The sequence below is a fragment of the Cellulomonas sp. P4_H12 genome (genome assembly GCF_056400905.1).
In genome coordinates this window covers 112643-128878 of the sequence record NZ_JBFUKJ010000022.1, presented here as the reverse complement: position 1 = coordinate 128878, position 16236 = coordinate 112643, and the positions used below count along the sequence as shown (strand labels likewise).

The 16236-nt window shown below is 72.9% G+C and carries 13 protein-coding genes; 7 read left to right on the top strand and 6 right to left on the bottom strand.

The genetic code is table 11. The annotated features are described in order from the left end of the window. Positions 1–111: 111 nt before the first annotated feature. Positions 112–507: a hypothetical protein gene (locus AC1DQC_RS13925; protein WP_477051839.1), complete on the top strand. Its 396-nt coding sequence runs from the start codon at positions 112–114 to the stop codon at positions 505–507. Here AC1DQC_RS13925 and AC1DQC_RS13920 read toward each other — a convergent pair. Next, the gene (locus AC1DQC_RS13920; protein ID WP_477051838.1) at positions 478–1305 is read right to left on the bottom strand and encodes a hypothetical protein; all 828 of its coding nucleotides are present in this window, start codon (positions 1303–1305) and stop codon (positions 478–480) included. The two genes, AC1DQC_RS13925 and AC1DQC_RS13920, sit on opposite strands and share 30 nt — an antisense overlap. Further along, positions 1302–2750, bottom strand: coding sequence for an outer membrane protein assembly factor BamB family protein (locus AC1DQC_RS13915; RefSeq protein ID WP_477051837.1), 1449 nt, complete (start codon positions 2748–2750; stop codon positions 1302–1304). Before AC1DQC_RS13915 ends, AC1DQC_RS13920 begins: the two co-directional genes overlap by 4 nt. A gap of 91 nt (positions 2751–2841) precedes the next feature. Here AC1DQC_RS13915 and lysX point away from each other — a divergent pair, with 91 nt between their 5' ends. Further along, on the top strand, positions 2842–6252 hold the full coding sequence (lysX, locus tag AC1DQC_RS13910) for a bifunctional lysylphosphatidylglycerol synthetase/lysine--tRNA ligase LysX (RefSeq protein ID WP_477051836.1): 3411 nt from the start codon (positions 2842–2844) through the stop codon (positions 6250–6252). 3 nt (positions 6253–6255) lie between these two features. Here lysX and AC1DQC_RS13905 read toward each other — a convergent pair whose 3' ends face one another. Beyond that, a complete protein-coding gene (locus AC1DQC_RS13905; protein ID WP_477051835.1) occupies positions 6256–6648 on the bottom strand; it encodes a phage holin family protein in 393 nt (130 codons plus the stop codon). Between the two features lie 141 nt (positions 6649–6789). Here AC1DQC_RS13905 and AC1DQC_RS13900 point away from each other — a divergent pair, with 141 nt between their 5' ends. Together AC1DQC_RS13900 and AC1DQC_RS13895 are read left to right on the top strand one after the other, a co-directional pair. Beyond that, positions 6790–9291, top strand: a complete 2502-nt coding sequence (locus AC1DQC_RS13900; protein ID WP_477051834.1) for a glycogen/starch/alpha-glucan phosphorylase — start codon at positions 6790–6792, stop codon at positions 9289–9291. 202 nt (positions 9292–9493) lie between these two features. Next, a complete protein-coding gene (locus AC1DQC_RS13895) occupies positions 9494–9868 on the top strand; it encodes a DUF5997 family protein (protein ID WP_477051842.1) in 375 nt (124 codons plus the stop codon). 7 nt (positions 9869–9875) lie between these two features. Here AC1DQC_RS13895 and AC1DQC_RS13890 read toward each other — a convergent pair whose 3' ends face one another. The 3 genes from AC1DQC_RS13890 to AC1DQC_RS13880 are packed head-to-tail and all read right to left on the bottom strand — an operon-like array spanning position 9876 to position 12171. Continuing rightward, positions 9876–10625 carry a LysR substrate-binding domain-containing protein gene (locus AC1DQC_RS13890; protein ID WP_477051833.1) on the bottom strand — a complete coding sequence of 250 codons (750 nt, stop codon included), beginning with the start codon at positions 10623–10625 and terminating at the stop codon, positions 9876–9878. Beyond that, on the bottom strand, positions 10622–11362 hold the full coding sequence (gene trmB, locus AC1DQC_RS13885) for a tRNA (guanosine(46)-N7)-methyltransferase TrmB (protein WP_477051832.1): 741 nt from the start codon (positions 11360–11362) through the stop codon (positions 10622–10624). Before trmB ends, AC1DQC_RS13890 begins: the two co-directional genes overlap by 4 nt. Before the next feature lie 26 nt (positions 11363–11388). After that, the gene (locus tag AC1DQC_RS13880; protein WP_477051831.1) at positions 11389–12171 is read right to left on the bottom strand and encodes a VOC family protein; all 783 of its coding nucleotides are present in this window, start codon (positions 12169–12171) and stop codon (positions 11389–11391) included. A gap of 107 nt (positions 12172–12278) precedes the next feature. Here AC1DQC_RS13880 and AC1DQC_RS13875 point away from each other — a divergent pair, with 107 nt between their 5' ends. Genes AC1DQC_RS13875 through AC1DQC_RS13865 form a run of 3 tightly spaced genes read left to right on the top strand, consistent with a single transcriptional unit; the run spans position 12279 to position 16236 of the window. Beyond that, positions 12279–13265: a cation diffusion facilitator family transporter gene (locus AC1DQC_RS13875; RefSeq protein ID WP_477051830.1), complete on the top strand. Its 987-nt coding sequence runs from the start codon at positions 12279–12281 to the stop codon at positions 13263–13265. Beyond that, positions 13262–14965 (top strand): SulP family inorganic anion transporter, encoded by a 1704-nt coding sequence (locus AC1DQC_RS13870; protein WP_477051829.1) that lies wholly within the window; start codon positions 13262–13264, stop codon positions 14963–14965. Before AC1DQC_RS13875 ends, AC1DQC_RS13870 begins: the two co-directional genes overlap by 4 nt. Continuing rightward, positions 14962–16236 (top strand): ion channel protein, encoded by a 1275-nt coding sequence (locus tag AC1DQC_RS13865; RefSeq protein ID WP_477051828.1) that lies wholly within the window; start codon positions 14962–14964, stop codon positions 16234–16236. The genes AC1DQC_RS13870 and AC1DQC_RS13865 overlap by 4 nt, the downstream gene beginning before the upstream one ends.

Here is a 16236-nt window from a genome sequence, read left to right as displayed (position 1 = left end):
CCGCTTCTCTCGTTCCGGGAGGGTGCGCGCCCTTCCCCGGGGTCCCTGCCGAGGAGGACAGTGGGCCGAAGGGGGCCCGAGGTCGCCGCAGGGCGACGAGAGAGGCGCGCCGTGCGACGACGACGGCTGATCGTCCGGACGGCCGTGGTCGTGCTCCTGGTCGGCGCGGCCGTGGGCCTCATCCTCGAGATGGGCAGCGGCGGGTTCGGCATCGGCCTCGCCCTCATGGTCATGGTGTGCGCGGTGCTGGCGGTGGTCGAAGCCGGCACCCTGGTGGCCGCCGTGCGCGACCGGACCGCCTCCGGGCCTCCGCCCGGCCACACGTGGTGGATCTGCGAGCTGCCGGTCGACCACCGGTTCGTGCTCACCCGCGCGTCGACCGCGGAGCACCCGACCTGGCGGTGCCGGCGGTGCGGTCTGGAGCGGCACACCCAACCCCCGCGGTCGATCGGTGACTCGGTGGGGTCCGCGGAGACGTCATGGGTCCAGCGGCGCGACGAGCGCTGACGGTCGACCGGTCGGCGGGCCGTGCGTCCGCACGGCGCGGGCGAGGGTCGCGTCGAAGACCACCAGGTCGCCGAACTCGACCCACCGGCACGAGCCCGGCGGCAGTCCGTGCCGCGCGGCGAGGTCGTCCCGCGCGGCACGCATGGATCGTCGCCACACGACGATCGAGGCCACGAAGCCCGACGCGCCTACGGCCGCCAGGACCCAGCCGGTGGTCGGGCCGTCGACGGCCCCGAAGACCCAGGACACGAAGAGCACGACGAACGACAGCCAGGCAGTGAGTCGCGCGAGCTGCACGATCAGCAGGAGCCGCGCCGCCGCCGGGCTGAGACGGGCCTGCCAGTCGGCCGCGAGTCGCGTCGCGCGCGGGTCCCGCGGTGGCCGCGGCATCGAGGCGACCCACGCGCGGGCGGGTGCCGACCGCAGGAGGAGCAGCGGGACGCCGCCCGCGGCGAGGCACGCCGCGGCCACCATCGCGGAACCCGCGGAGCGCTCGACGAGCGAGTCGACCGCGCCCCAGACGGCGGCCAGCAGGAGGAGGACGAAGGGCGACGAGACGAGCACCGTACGGCCGGCACGCCACAGCGCCCGCGCCCCGAACCCGAGCATCAGCGCCATCGCGACGAGGAGCTCGGCGACGGCGAGCACGCCGCGGTCGACGAAGTTGTTCTCCCAGGAGGTGACCGGCACGAGCTCGTGGGCCACGACGGCGACGGCCCCGCCGACCAGGCCCGCGGCGAGCACCGCCGCCCACACGACCACGACGCGGACGGCCACGGGCCGCGGACCGACGGTCACTCGAGCACCAGGTACTCGTCGGTCGCCGCGTCGTGGCCGACGAGCCGGCCGCGGATCGAGGTGATGTCCGTGACCCCGTCCGGGTACGACGCACGGAAGTCCTCGTGACCGGTGGCCGGGTCGTAGGCGACGAGCGGGGGCGGGCCCGCCGACGAGGCGGCGTCGAAGCCGACCAGGATGTGCCGTCCGTCGGTGAGGAGACTGCGCGGCAGCAGGCCGGTCTGCCGGGCGGTCGTCCACAGCAGCCGGCCCGTCCGTCCGTCGAGCGCGAGGACGTCACGGCTCGTCGCGAGGTACACGCGTCCCCGCAGGACGACGACGCTCGACACGATCGTGACGTCGTGCGACCACCGGGCCGCGCCGGTGCCCGCGTCCCACGCGCGAACGGTGCCGTCCGACGTGAGGAGCAGGCCGGGCACGCTGCCGTCGTCGACCGACATCTCCAGCGGCCATCCGTCCACGGTCACGTCGGAGCCGGGGTCGCCGTCCGCCGCGACGAACCGCGTCAGCGACGAGCCCGTCGCGTCCTGCGTCTGCATCACGAGCCGGCCCGAGCTCGGGTCGTTGTTCCAGCCCCAGCCGCCGGTCCCCACCTCGTCCAGGTGGCGCACGACGGTGCCGTCCGCGGAGAGCAGGACCAGCGACCGGCCGGGCGGCGAGTAGGCGAGCAGGTCGCCCGCGCGGAACACGCTGACGGCCGTCTGGTCCTGCGCCGAGTGGTCGAGGTCGTCCGGCCAGGGATCGACGTGCGTCCAGCGCTGCTCACCGGTCAGCAGGCCGTAGGCCGCGACGGTGATGTCCTGCGCGGTCGCGGAGCCGAGCACGACGGCGCCCGCGAACAGCTCGAGCGTCGCGCCGCGGTCGACGGGCCACTGCGCGATCCGGCTGCCGTCGGCGGCGGACAGCACGACGACGCGGCGGGTGGTGGCGGGGACGGTCGCCACGCCGCCCGCGCCGTCGAAGATCATGCCGCCGTCGGTCACCAGGCACACGACGCGGCTGGCCGTGCTGGGATCGGCGTCGGGCGCCACGTCCGGCCGGCAGGTGCTGCCGCCCATCACCTGTCCGTCGGAGTCGGCGAGGGCTTTGTCGGGCCCGGCCAGCTCGGTGGTCCACCCGTCCCAGGTGAGGGTCTGCGCGCCGTCGCCGCCGACGACGAGCGACCACGCACCCGAGCCGTACAGCTCGCCGAGGTCGCGCGGGGGCACCCGGCGTGCCACTACCAGCGTGGGGTCGACGAGCGCGAGCACGCCGGGGACCGCCGCCAGCCGCGCCAGCTCGGCCCTCTCGCGCGTCAGCCCGATCCACTGGGTCAGCCCGAGCGCCGCGGCAGCCAGCACGGCGCCACCGACCAGCCACCGCCGAGGGAGCCGGCGCGGCGCGACGGTCGCCGGCGCGTCGTCCTCCGCACCGACGAGCTCGACCTCGAGCATGCCGCGGGCCATGGCGCGACAGTACCCACGGGCATCCCGGCGCGGCAGAGGAACGGGGTCCCGGATCGCCCCGATCGGACGCGAATCCCACTAGGTTCCAGAAATGAGCTCGCCCAGCGAGCCGGGACCAGCGGGGGAGCACATGGCCGACGTCGCGACCACGACAGCCGGGGAGGCCGCCGCGGTCACCACTCCGCCGGACCGCCGCCCGACGGTGGGCGGCAGCGACCGCCTCGACGACCGGTGGCCGGACCGGTTCGCGGCGGTGATGTTCCTGGCCAGCGGCTTCGTGCTGGTGAGCGCCGCAATCCCGCCGTGGCGGCAGTACTTCGCCCGCGAGGACGACGTCGTGTCGATGCTCACGATGCCGATCATCCCGAACCTCGTCTACGCGGCGCAGCTGGCCAGCGTCGGCATCGCGCTGCACCGCCGGATGCGCGCGGCCTGGTGGGTCCTCGTCATCTGGTGGGTGGTCCTTCCGCAGCTCGACCGGATCCTGCGGGTCGTCGACGGCGGCTCGCCGATCAACCTCGTCGGCTTCGTGCTGATCTCCGTGGTCTTCGTCGTGCTGCTGCGCGCGCGGCGGCAGTTCGGTGCCAAGGCCGTCCGGGGGAGCTTCCTGCGCGCGCTCGCCCTGTTCGTCGTGGGCGGCGTCGTGGTGCTCGTCGTGGGGTCGTGGCTGGTCTCGCGCTTCGGGGAGGCGACCACCGCGGGCTCGTCCGCCCAGTTCGTCTGGGACAGCATGCTCGGCGACATCGGCGAGGTGGACGACGCGAGCATCGCGACGGCGCCGCTGTGGGTGCACGCCGTGATCAACCTGCTCGCCGCGGCGACCGTCGTCGGCTCGACCGTCCTGCTCTTCCGCTCGCCGGCGTACACGCACACGCTGGACGCGACGGACGAGGCGCGCGTGCGCACCCTGCTGCGGGAGTTCGGCGCCGAGGACTCGCTCGGGTACTTCGCCACCCGGCGCGACAAGTCCGTGGTGTGGGAGTCGGGGCAGGCCGCGACGGCGCGCGCCGGGGTGTCGTACCGGGTCGTCGGCTCGGTCAGCCTCGCCAGCGGGAACCCCGTCGGCGACCCGCAGCACTGGGCGGCGGCGATCGACGAGTGGCGCCGGCAGGCGCGGACCAACGGGTGGTCGCTGGCCGTGATGGGCGCGGGCACGGCCGGCGCGCTCGCCTACACGCAAGCCGGGCTGACGGCGTGGGAGATCGGCGACGAGGCCATCCTCGACATGTCCACGTTCTCCCTGACCGGCCCGGGCATGAAGGCGGTGCGGCAGTCGGTCACCCGGCTCCAGCGGCGCGGCTACACCACCCGGGTCTCCACGCACGAGCAGCTCGACGCGGACCAGTTCGCGGCGCTCGACGCCGCGGCGGCGCAGTGGCGCGGGGACGGCGGCGACGAGCGGGGCTTCTCGATGGCCCTCGGCCGCCTCGGAGACCGGCTCGACGGCGACTGCGTGCTGGTGGAGGCGTTCGACGAGGCCGGGCAGCTGCGCGGGTTCCTCAGCTTCGTCCCGTGGGGGCGCACGGGCGTCTCGCTGGACCTCATGCGGCGGGACCCCACCGCGGACAACGGGCTGGTCGAGCTCATGGTGGCGTCGCTGGCCGAGCGGGCGACGGCGTTCGGCGCGGGCCGGGTGTCCCTCAACTTCGCGATGTTCCGCGAGGCGTTCGAGCGCGGCGCCGAGGTGGGCGCGGGGCCGATCGCACGCCTGTGGCGCCAGTCGCTGGTGCTCGCCAGCCGCAACTGGCAGCTCGAGTCGCTCTACCGCTCGAACGCGAAGTACCAGCCCGAGTGGCAGCCGCGGTTCATCTGCTTCGAGTACACCTCCGACCTGCCGCGCGTCGGCACGGCCGCGGGCAGCGCCGAGGGCTTCCTCACGCGCCCGTCGCTGCGCCTGCTGAACCGTCGAGGGACGTCCACCGACGCGCTGGACCGCGCCGGGGAGGACTACGCGGCCGCCGTCGAGGCGCAGATCCCGCAGGCTCCCGACGCCGTCGAGCAGGCCATGTCCGCCCACCGGCTCCCCGAGCAGCAGCGCGTCCGGCGCGCCAAGGTCGACCGCCTGCGCGCCCGCGGCATCGACCCGTACCCGGTCACGTACCCCCGCACGCACACGCTCGCCGCCGTGCGCGCCGAGGTCGGCGACCTGCCGCCCGACACCGCCACCGGGCGGACCGTCTCGGTGACCGGGCGCCTGATCCGCAAGCGCGACGGCGGGAAGCTGGGCTTCGGCACCCTGCGCGACGGCAGCGGCGACCTGCAGGTCATGGTCGGCGCGGACGTCGTCGGACCGGAGGACCTCGACCTGTGGCGCCACGACATCGACCTGGGCGACCACGTCGGCGTCACCGGCGAGGTGGTCACCACGCGCCGCGGAGAGCTCTCCGTGCGGGCCACGTCGCTGCAGATCACCAGCAAGGCGCTGCGCCCGCTGCCCGACAAGCACCACGGGCTCGTCGACCCCGAGGCGCGCATCCGTGCCCGGTACGTGGACCTGATCGTCCGCCCGGCCGCACGCGACATCGCCTACACCCGCGCGACGGTCGTGCGCAGCGTCCGGGACTCCCTGCACGCCCGCGGCTTCACCGAGGTCGAGACGCCGATGCTCCAGGTGGTCCACGGCGGGGCGAACGCACGACCGTTCGAGACGCACATCAACGCCTACGACATGGACCTCTACCTGCGGATCGCGACCGAGCTGCACCTCAAGCGGCTGGTGGTCGGTGGCATGGAGAAGGTGTTCGAGATCGGCCGCCAGTTCCGCAACGAGGGCGTCGACTTCAAGCACAACCCCGAGTTCACGTCGCTCGAGCTGTACGAGACGTACGGCGACTACGACACGATGCGCGTGCTCACGCAGGAGCTCATCCAGGAGGCCGCGACCGCCGTGTACGGCTCACCGGTCGCGCGCCGGACCGACCAGGACGGCACCGTCACCGAGTTCGACCTCTCGGGCACCTGGCCGGTGAAGACCGTCTGCCAGGCCGTCTCGGAGAAGCTCGGCGACGAGATCACGGCCGACACGCCGCTCGAGGTCCTGAACCGGCACGCCGAGGCGATCGGGCTCGAGCTCGAGCCGGACGCGAGCTGGGCCGTGGTGCTCGAGGAGATCTACGGCGAGCTCTGCGAGAGCACCACGACGACCCCGGTCTTCTACACCGACTTCCCCAAGGAGAACTCGCCGCTGACCCGCGAGCACCGCGTCGACCCGCGGCTGGCCGAGAAGTGGGACCTCGTGATCTTCGCCGCGGAGCAGGGCACCGCCTACTCCGAGCTGGTGGACCCGCTGGACCAGCGCCGGCGGTTGGTCGCCCAGTCGCTGCTGGCCGCCGCGGGCAACCCGGAGGCCATGCAGGTGGACGAGGACTTCCTCGCGGCCCTGGAGTACGCGATGCCGCCGACCGGGGGCATGGGCATGGGCATCGACCGACTGGTCATGAACCTCACCGGCCTGAGCATCCGGGACACGATCCTGTTCCCGCTGGTAAAGCCGACGAGCTGAGCGTCAGGCGGTGGCGTTCTTCTTCTCCACGCGGTTGCGCAACAGGATCAGCGGGAGCAGCAGCGTGCCGAGCATCGTCACGATCCAGACGATGAACGAGCCGAGGATCCACGCGGTCGCGCCGCTGATGGTCAGTCCGTCGCCGATCAGGGTGGCGACGAACAGCGCCGCGATCGTCGAGACCAGCCCGACCGCGCCCGTGAGCGCGTTCGCGTACTTGCGGGACATGACGAGGAACCACGGCGTGAGGATGCTCTGCAGGACCGCGAAGACCACGACGACGATGAGGAAGCCCTCCGCCGTCACCGTGAACCCGTCGACGATCAGCGAGGCGATCCACAGCCCGAGGGCCGCCGACGCCAGGAAGATGAACGCCCGGATGAGGAAGACGACCATCGGTGCACCCGCTCCTTCGTCGGCGACAGGCCTGGAGGATGTCCGGCCCTGAGGCCACCCTAGGGATCCACGCTCCGCAGCGGTATCCCCGCGAGCCCTGTGACCAGTCCCTTTGTTACGAGTGGTCGCATCCCGTCGAACATGCCCGGGACGCCCGCTACCGTGGCACGGGTGACGGAGAACACGACACCCATCGCCACCCCTGAGCACACCGTGGAGGGATTCGTCCGGGAGTTCCTGCGGGAGCTCAACTTCGGCCAGGGCACCGACCTGACCAAGGCGTCCGTGAACGACAAGTACCTCGCCATGGCGCGCACCGTCCGGCACTACCTGATGGTGCGGTGGATCGCGACGCTGCGGCGGCAGTTCGACATCCAGGCGAAGTCCGTGGCGTACCTGTCGGCGGAGTTCCTGCTCGGCCGGCAGCTGGACAACGCGCTGCTGGCGTCGGACCTCGAAGGGGTCGTCGAGGACGGCCTGGCGTCGCTCGGCATCGACCTCGCGGAGCTGCGCGAGGCGGAGGTCGAGCCCGGGCTGGGCAACGGCGGCCTCGGCCGGCTCGCGGCGTGCTTCATCGACTCGCTGGCGACCATGAACGTGCCGTGCATCGGCTACGGCATCCGCTACGAGTACGGCATCTTCCGCCAGACCTTCGTCGACGGCTGGCAGGTGGAGAAGCCCGACAACTGGCTGGCCCTCGGCTCGCCATGGGAGTTCCCGCACCCCGAGTCCGCCGTCACGGTGGACTTCGGCGGCCACACCGAGCACTACGACGACGAGGGCGTCGAGCGCTCGCGGTGGGTGCCGGGCTGGAGCGTGCTCGGCGTGCCGTACAACTACATGGTCCCCGGCTACGAGAACGGTCGCGTCAACACGCTGCGCCTCTGGAGCGCGCGCGCCACCCGGGCCTTCGACCTCGAGATCTTCAACGCCGGCGACTACGCGCAGGCGGTCCGCGCGCAGACCTTCGCGGAGAACATCTCCAAGGTCCTCTACCCCGAGGACTCCACGCCGCAGGGCAAGGAGCTGCGGCTGCAGCAGCAGTACTTCTTCGTCGCGTGCTCGATCCGCGACTTCATCGACCAGGTGCTGCCGCCGGACTTCGACCTGCACAACCTGCCCGACCGCATCATCTTCCAGCTCAACGACACCCACCCTGTCATCGCGATCCCCGAGCTGATGCGGATCCTGGTGGACGAGCGCAAGTGGGAGTGGGAGGACGCCTGGGCGGTCACCCAGAAGTGCTTCGCCTACACCTGCCACACCCTGCTGCCCGAGGCGCTCGAGGTGTGGTCCGTCGACCTGCTGGGCAAGCTCCTGCCGCGCCACCTCGAGATCATCTACAAGATCAACGAGGTCTTCATGGCGGAGCTGCGCATCACGTACCCCGAAGACGAGCTGCGCGTCCGCCGCATGTCGATCATCGCCGAGTACCCGGAGCGCGCCGTGCGGATGGCGTACCTGGCCACCGTCGCCGGCTCGAAGGTCAACGGCGTCGCGGCGCTGCACTCGCAGCTGCTCAAGGACAAGGTGCTCCACGACTTCTCCGACCACTACCCGGACAAGTTCACCAACGTGACCAACGGCGTCACTCCGCGCCGGTTCGTCCGCCTGGCCAACCCGGGGCTCTCCGAGCTCATCACCGCGGCCGTCGGGGACGGCTGGGTCACCGACCTCGACCGCCTCAAGGAGCTGGAGCCGCTCGCGGACGACGCCGAGTTCCGGCAGGCGTTCCGCGAGGTCAAGCGCGCCAACAAGCTGCGGCTGGTCGACGTGCTCGCCGCGCGCGACGGCATCGTGATCGACCCCGACACGATGCTCGACGTCATGGTCAAGCGGCTGCACGAGTACAAGCGCCAGACGCTCAAGCTGCTGCACGTGGTCACGCTGTACGACCGCGTGACGTCCGGCGCGATCCGGATCGAGGACGTCACGCCCCGCACCTTCGCGTTCGGCGCCAAGGCGGCCCCCGGCTACAAGATGGCCAAGCAGACGATCGGCCTGATCAACGCCGTCGGGCGCACGATCAACGCCGACCCCGCGCTGCAGGGCCGGCTCACCGTGGCGTTCCCCGCCAACTACAACGTCACGCTGGCGGAGAAGCTCATCCCGGCGGCCGACCTGTCCGAGCAGATCTCGCTCGCCGGCAAGGAGGCGTCCGGCACGGGCAACATGAAGTTCGCGCTCAACGGTGCCCTGACCATCGGCACCGACGACGGCGCGAACGTCGAGATCCGCGAGCTGGTCGGCGACGACAACTTCTTCCTGTTCGGCCTGCTGGAGCCCGAGGTCGCCGAGATCGTCGACGCCGGCTACCACCCGACGTCCTACTACGAGAAGAACCGCTCGCTGCGGCACGCGCTCGACCTCATCGCGTCGGGCGCCTTCTCGGGCGGCGACCGCACGACCTTCGAGCCCATCGTGTCCAACCTGCTGTCGGAGGACCGGTTCCTCGTGCTCGCGGACTACCAGGCGTACATCGACGCCCAGGAGCGCGTGGACGCGGCGTACGCCGACACCGAGGCGTGGACGCGGTCGGCCGTGCTCAACGTCGCCCGGTCGGGGTTCTTCTCCTCCGACCGCAGCATGCGCGACTACATCGACCGCATCTGGCACACCCACCCCGTCCCGCCCGAGCGGTGACCTGGAGTGCAGCGGAGGGTGGGGGCGCGCAGCGCTCCCGCCCGCAGCGGAACGCAAGGTCGCCGCGACCATGAGCACGGAGCGTTAGTCCGCAGCGTCCGAGGAAGTGGCTGCCCTCGCGCGCACTTCCTCGGACGTTGTGGGTGGCGGTGGGCGTCGGGCCTACCCTTGGCGGGTGACACCCGCGAAGAAGTCCCAGGAGATGAAGGCGTMGACCGCCGCCGCCAAGCTCGAMGTGTACCTGCCGGCGACTCCGGAGGACTTCCAGAACCGGATGATCACCCGCGACGAGCTGAGCGAGCTGCAGCGGACGCCGCCGCAGTGGCTGGTCGACCTGCGCCGGGACGGACCGCACCCGCGCAGCGTGGTCGCGGGCCGGCTGCGCATCTCGATCAGCGGCCTGGCGCGGGGCGGGGTCACCGAGGCGCTCACCACCGCGGAGATCGAGGCGCTCCAGGCCGACCCGCCCAACTGGCTGGTGCGGGAGCGGGAGATCGCCGCGCAGGTGCGCCTCGAGGAGCGCCTGCAGGAGTCGCGCGAGGCGGACCGCAAGGCCGCGGCGGCCCGCGAGGGCTGAGCCGGGTTCAGCGCCCCGGGCGCGGCTTGCGGGGCTTGCCCTTGGTCGTCGACGAGCGGCCGGCCGCGCCCTTGCCCTGCGTCGGGGTCTTCGGTCGCGCGGCCTTCGCGGCCGGTGTCGGGGCCGGTGCCCCGATGCCGCGGCTGGACGTCGCGGTCCGGCCGCGCACGATGCCGATGAACTCCTCGGTGAACTCGTCGTACCGGTCGGTGACCCACGCGAGGCCCACGGCCGACCCGGGGGCGTCGCGCACCACGCGTGCGGTGAGCCCGCGGCGCTGGTGCAGGCGGCCGAGGGACTGCGGCAGCACCAGCACGCCGATGCCCGCGGCCACGAGGTCGACGGCGTCGGACGTGGTGGGGACGGGGTCGCCGGCGAACGGCGTGCCGGGCGGGTCCGTCCAGCCCAGCGTGTCGTCGAGGGGGACGACGAGCGTCTCGTCCGCCAGGTCCGCCGTGTCGATCTCGTCGACCACGGTGACCAGGTGGTCCTTGGGCACGACGACGACGGTCGCCTCCGTGTAGAGGGTCATCACCGACAGGTCGTCGCCGGTGGCCGGGAGGCGGAGCAGCGCGACGTCGGCGGCGCCGGAGCGCAGGAGGTCGGCGGCGTCGGCCGGCTCGGCGTGCACCAGCTCGACGGGCACCGTCCGGAGCCGCTCCGCCCAGACGCGCAGCCACCGGTCGGGGTTCACGCCGGGGACGAGCGCGACCCGGAACACCCGCGGACCCGGGCGCGCCGGCTCCGGCTCGCTCATCGGACCCTCCGGAAGACGAGATCGCGGACCTCGTGGCCCAGGTCCAGGCCGCGCTGCTCGAACTTGGTGACCGGTCGGTGCGCCGGCCGCGGCGCGAACCCGTCGACGGTGTTCTCCAGCCCGGGGTCGGCCTTGAGCGCCTCGAGCATGGCGTCGGCGTAGTCGACCCAGTCGGTCGCGCAGTGCAGGGTCCCACCGACGCGCAGCCGCGAGCGCAGCAGGGCGACGTGGGACGGCTGCACCAGGCGGCGCTTGTGGTGCCGGGCCTTGGGCCACGGGTCGGGGAAGAACACGTGCACCGCGTCGAGCGAGCCGACCGGCACGGACGTCCGCACCAGGTCGAGGGCGTCGCCGTGCGCGATCCGGACGTTGGTCGGGCCGGCGCGGTCGAGCAGGCCGAGCAGGTGGGCGACACCCGGCAGGTGGGCCTCGACCGCGAGGTAGTCGCGTGCGGGGTCCGCGGCGGCCATGGCGGCGGTCGTCTCGCCCATGCCGGAGCCGATCTCGAGGACCAGCGGCGCGGTCCGGCCGAAGAGGGCCGCGGTGTCGAGCGCTCCGTCCGCCCGGTGGGGCATCGGGGAGCGGGCGTCGTGCACGGAGAACCCGAACCGTGGCCAGAGCACGCGCAACGCCTCCTCGCGCTCCGGCCCGAGGGGCGCGCGGCGCGGGTGGAACGTGCGCAACGGCTCGTGGGGCCGCGAGGCGACGTGCCGGAACGCGTCGGACGGGAGGCTCATGATCGACCAGCCTAGGTGGCCGGACGTCAGTCGCCGACGACCGGTCCCATGAGCGCGAAGACCTCACCGAACGGGCCGGCCGCGATCGCCATCCGCCCGAACGGGGTGTCGGTGGGCGGGCTCACGACGGTCCCGCCGAGCTCGGTGACCTTCGCGGCCGAGGCGTCGGTGTCGGTGACCGCGAAGTACAGGGTCCACGCGGCGGGGGCGTCGATGCCCGCCTGCGCGCCGTAGCCGCCGACGCCCGCCAGGGGCGAGCCGCCCAGGGACACCGAGGCGTACTCGAACCCGGGCGCGCTCAGGTCCTCGACCGAGTACCCGAACACCCGCTGGTAGAACGCGAGCGCGCCCGGCTGGTCGTGGACCATGACCTCGGACCAGACGACGGAGCCCGGCTCCTCGATCACGTCCCAGCCGGTGTGCGAGCCGGGCTGCCAGACGCCGAAGACGGCGCCGGCGGTGTCGACGAAGATCGCCATGGTGCCGAAGTCCATGATCGGCATCGCCGGCACGATCTCCTGCCCGCCCGCCTCCGCGATACGGGCCGCGGTCGCCCCGAGGTCGTCGGCGGCGAGGTACACGCACCAGGCCGGCGGCGGCGCGGGCTCCGTGCCCATCGGCTCGCCGAGCCCGACCACCCGCTTCCCGTCCACGAACGCCTGCGTGTAGCCGCCCAGCTCCGGGCCGCCCACCTCGAACTCCCAGCCGAACAGGGGCCCGTAGAACGCGCGGGCGGCGGCGAGGTCGGGGACCGTGATGTCCGCCCAGGCCGGGGTGCCGGTGGGCCAGGCGTCGCGATGGGTCGTCATGGTGCCCAGCCAACACCCCGGCCCGTCCGGGCGCCACCACGTGCCCGACCAGCGCAGATGCCGCGCAACGGGAGACATCGGGCAAGCCCGTGTGCTACTCACGTCTCATGGCCGACGCACCCCTCGACGAGAGCGAGCCGGCCGTCGACGTCGCGGGCGGGTCCGCCCCGCCCGAGGGCGGCGAGAGCGCGCTGACCGTGATCGTCGCGTTCGGCGCCAACCTGCTGATCGCCGTCGCGAAGACGGCGGCCGCCATGATCACGGCGTCGGCCTCCATGCTCGCGGAGGCGGCGCACTCCTGGGCGGACACCGGCAACGAGGTGTTCCTGCTCATCGCGCAGCGCCGCGCGTCCAAGCCGGCCGACCCCACGCACCCGCTCGGGCACGGCCGCGAGGTCTACGTCTGGTCGCTGTTCGCCGCCATCGGCCTGTTCGCCGTCGGTGCGGGCGTCTCGATCACGCACGGGATCCAGGAGCTGTCGCACCCCGAGCCGGCCAGTGACTTCGGCGTCGCCTACGTCGTGCTCGCCGTCTCGTTCGTCCTGGAGGGCGTCTCGTTCTTCCAGGCCTCCCGGCAGGCGAAGCGGGGGGCGGAGCAGCAGGACAAGGACGTCGTCGCGCACATCCTGCAGACGTCCGACCCGACGGTCCGGGCCGTGTTCTTCGAGGACGCGGCGGCGCTCGTCGGGATCCTCATCGCCGCCGCCGGGATCGGCCTGCACCAGGCGACGGGCTCGCCGGTGCCCGACGCGATCGGCTCGATCCTGGTCGGCGTGCTGCTGGGCGTCGTGGCGATCGTCCTCATCGACCGCAACCGCCGCTTCCTCGTGGGGCAGGTGGTCGACCCCCGCTTGCAGGCCGCGGCGGTGCAGGCGCTGCTCGAGCTGCCGGAGGTCGAGCGCGTCACCGAGCTGCGGCTCGAGTACGTGGGCGCCCGCCAGGTCTACCTGACGGGCGCGGTCGACCTCACGGGCAACATGGCGGAGGACGACGCGTCGCACGTGCTCGCGTCGCTCGAGCGTCGGATCGCCCGGACCCCGGCCGTCGTCGGCGCGATGCTCTCCTTGTCCGAGCCGCAGGACCCGTCGTTGTGAGCGGCGCTGCGTCGGGGTGGGGCAGGCCGACCGGCAAGGACGTCACCTCGGGCCTGGCCACCGGGCTGTTCAGCATCCCCGAGGGGATGGCGTACGCGAACATCGGCGGCTTCAACCCGGTGGTGGGTCTGTACTCCGGCGTGGTGCCGACGATCGTCGGGTCCCTCTTCGCCCGCACCGTCCTCATGGTCACCACGCTGACCAGCGCGATCGCGCTCTCGTCGGCCAGCGTGCTCGCCGGCGCCGGGCTGGACCCGCACGACCCCGGTGCCCTCGCGACCCTGACGCTGCTGGTCGGCGTCGTCATGCTCGCCCTCGGGCTGCTCAAGCTCGGGTCGGTCATGCAGTTCGTGTCGACCGCCGTGATGACCGGGTTCACCACCGGGATCGCGGTGCAGATCATCGCGGGCGAGCTGGGCGACGCCACGGGCTACAGGCCGGACGAGCACAACACCGTGGGCAAGATCGTCGAGGCGCTCGCGCACGTCGGGTCCTGGGACCTCGCGACCGTCGCCGTCGCGGGCGCCACGATCGTGGTGTGGGCGCTCGCGCGGCTGGTGAAGCCGTTGCGCTCGCTGGCGACCCTCGTCGCGCTCGTCGTCGTGTGGGTCTTCGTGGTCGTGGCGGGGATCGACGTCGAGGACGTCGGCTCGATCGCGTCCATCCCGCGCAGCCTGCCGCCGTTCTCCCTGCCGGACCTGTCCGCGGTGCCGAGCCTCGCGCTGGGGGCCGTGGCCGTGGCGCTCGTCGCGCTGGCGCAGGCCGCCGGGATCGGTGCCGCCGTGCCCAACCCCGACGGGTCGCGCCCGAACGCCTCGCGGGACTTCGTCGCGCAGGGCATGGCGAACGTCGCGGGCGGGCTCTTCTCGGCGCTCCCGACGGGCGGCTCGCTGTCCCGCACCGGCGTCGGCACCAGCGCGGGCTCGCGGACGCGGTGGTCAGGCGTGTTCGCGGGGCTCTGGCTCGCGCTCGTCGTCCTCCTCGTCGGCCCGTACGCCGAGACGATCCCGATGGCGGTCATCGGCGGCCTGCTGATCGTCATCGGCGTCGAGCTGGTGCAGGGCCGCTGGGCCGACATCGTGCTCGTGGTCCGGACGTCGTGGTGGTCCACGGCCGCGATGGTGGCGACCTTCCTCGCGACCACCCAGCTGCCGCTCCAGCAGGCGATCTTCATCGGCGCCGGCCTGTCGCTGGTGCTGTACGCGGTCTCGGCCTCGCGGGCCGGGCGACTGCAGGCGCTCGAGCAGCGGGGCGACGGTCGGTGGGCGGTCGTCGAGCCGCCCGCCGAGCTCGCGTCGCACTCCGTCGTGGTGCTGCACTACGCGGGTGCCGGCTTCTTCGCGGAGGTGGCCCGGATCAACGAGACCTGGCCGGACACGTCGAGGACGCGCGGCTCGGCGCTCGTGCTGAGCCTGCGCACGCTGCCCGACGTCCCGTCGGCGACCTTCGTCAAGGCCATCGACGCGCTGGCCGAGCGGCTGCGGGCGCGCGACAACCTGCTGCTGCTCTGCGGCGTCTCGCCCGAGTTCCTCGTGGTGGCCCGGCGCAGCGGCCTGCTCGACGCGCTCGATCCCGATGCGGTCCTGCCCGCCGACGACGAGGTGTTCTCCTCCGTCGCCGACGCCATAGCCCGCGGCCAGGCGTGGGTCGACGCCCACCGCCAGCCCCTCCCGACCGCCGACGAAGGAGCACCGACATGACGGAGCCGATCGCTGCCGAGGCGCCGTTCCGCGTCCCGGTCGGCAACCTGCTCAAGCTCGCCGTCCCCGCCGTGGTCGTCGGCATCGGCTCCGCCCTCACGCTCTACGGGCTGAGCAAGCTGGCCAACCTGCTGGAGGGCTGGCTCTGGGACGACCTGAGCGCGGCCGTCGGTGTGCCGTCCGACTCCGCGGTGTGGATCATCGGCATGCTCACGGCGACGGGTCTCGCGATCGGGCTCGTCGTCAGGTACGCCCCCGGCCATGCCGGACCCGACCCCGCGACCCTCGAGCTGGTGGCCGAGCCGCTACCGCTCCGGGTGCTGCCCGGGCTGGCCCTCGCGCTGGTGCTCATGCTCGCCGGCGGAGTGAGCCTCGGCCCAGAGAACCCCATCATCGGCATCAACGTGGGGCTCGCGGTGGCGCTGGGGATGCGGTTCCTGCCCAAGGTCAACGCGCCGATCTGGCTTGCTATGGCGGTCGCGGGCACCATCGGCGCGATGTTCGGGACGCCCGTCGCGGCGGCGCTGCTGTTCTCCGAGCTGGACGCGGGCGACCGGCGGATCCCGCTGTGGGACCGGCTGTTCGCCCCGCTGGTGGCGGCGACCGCGGGAACCCTGACGATGCTGCAGCTGGAGTCCCTGGACCTGGCCGTCGCGGCGCCCGCCTACTCGTACGCCGGCCTCAAGGACCTGGGGCTCGCGGTGCTGATCGCCCTCGGAGCCGCGGCCGTCGGGCTGGTCGCCGTGTATCTCTTCGTGCCGCTGCACCGCGCGTTCCTGCGGATCGGGCACCCCGTGCTCATGCTCACGGTCGGCGGCCTGCTGCTCGGGCTCCTGGGCGCCCTCGGCGGCGAGGTGACCCTGTTCAAGGGCCTGACGCAGATGCAGGAGCTGCCCGGGCTCGCGGCGACGACCACCGGTGCGGGGTTCCTGGCCCTGGCCGGGATCAAGCTGCTCGCCATGCTGGTCGCCGCCACGTCGGGGTTCCGCGGCGGGCGCATCTTCCCCACCCTGTTCGTCGGGGTGGCCCTCGGCTTCGCGATCCACGCCGTGTGGGACGGCGTCCCCCTCGCGCTGGCGATCGCGGCGGCCGTCGTGGGGATCATCGTGGCCGCCACGCGCAACGGCTGGCTGAGCCTCTTCATGGCGATCGCCGTGGTGCCGCAGGTGTCGCTGCTCATCCCGATGCTGCTGGCCACGCTCGCGGCGTGGTTGCTGGTGACCAACCGCCCGCCGCTGCTGGACCCGGTCGCGGAGCGGCCGCCCGCCTGA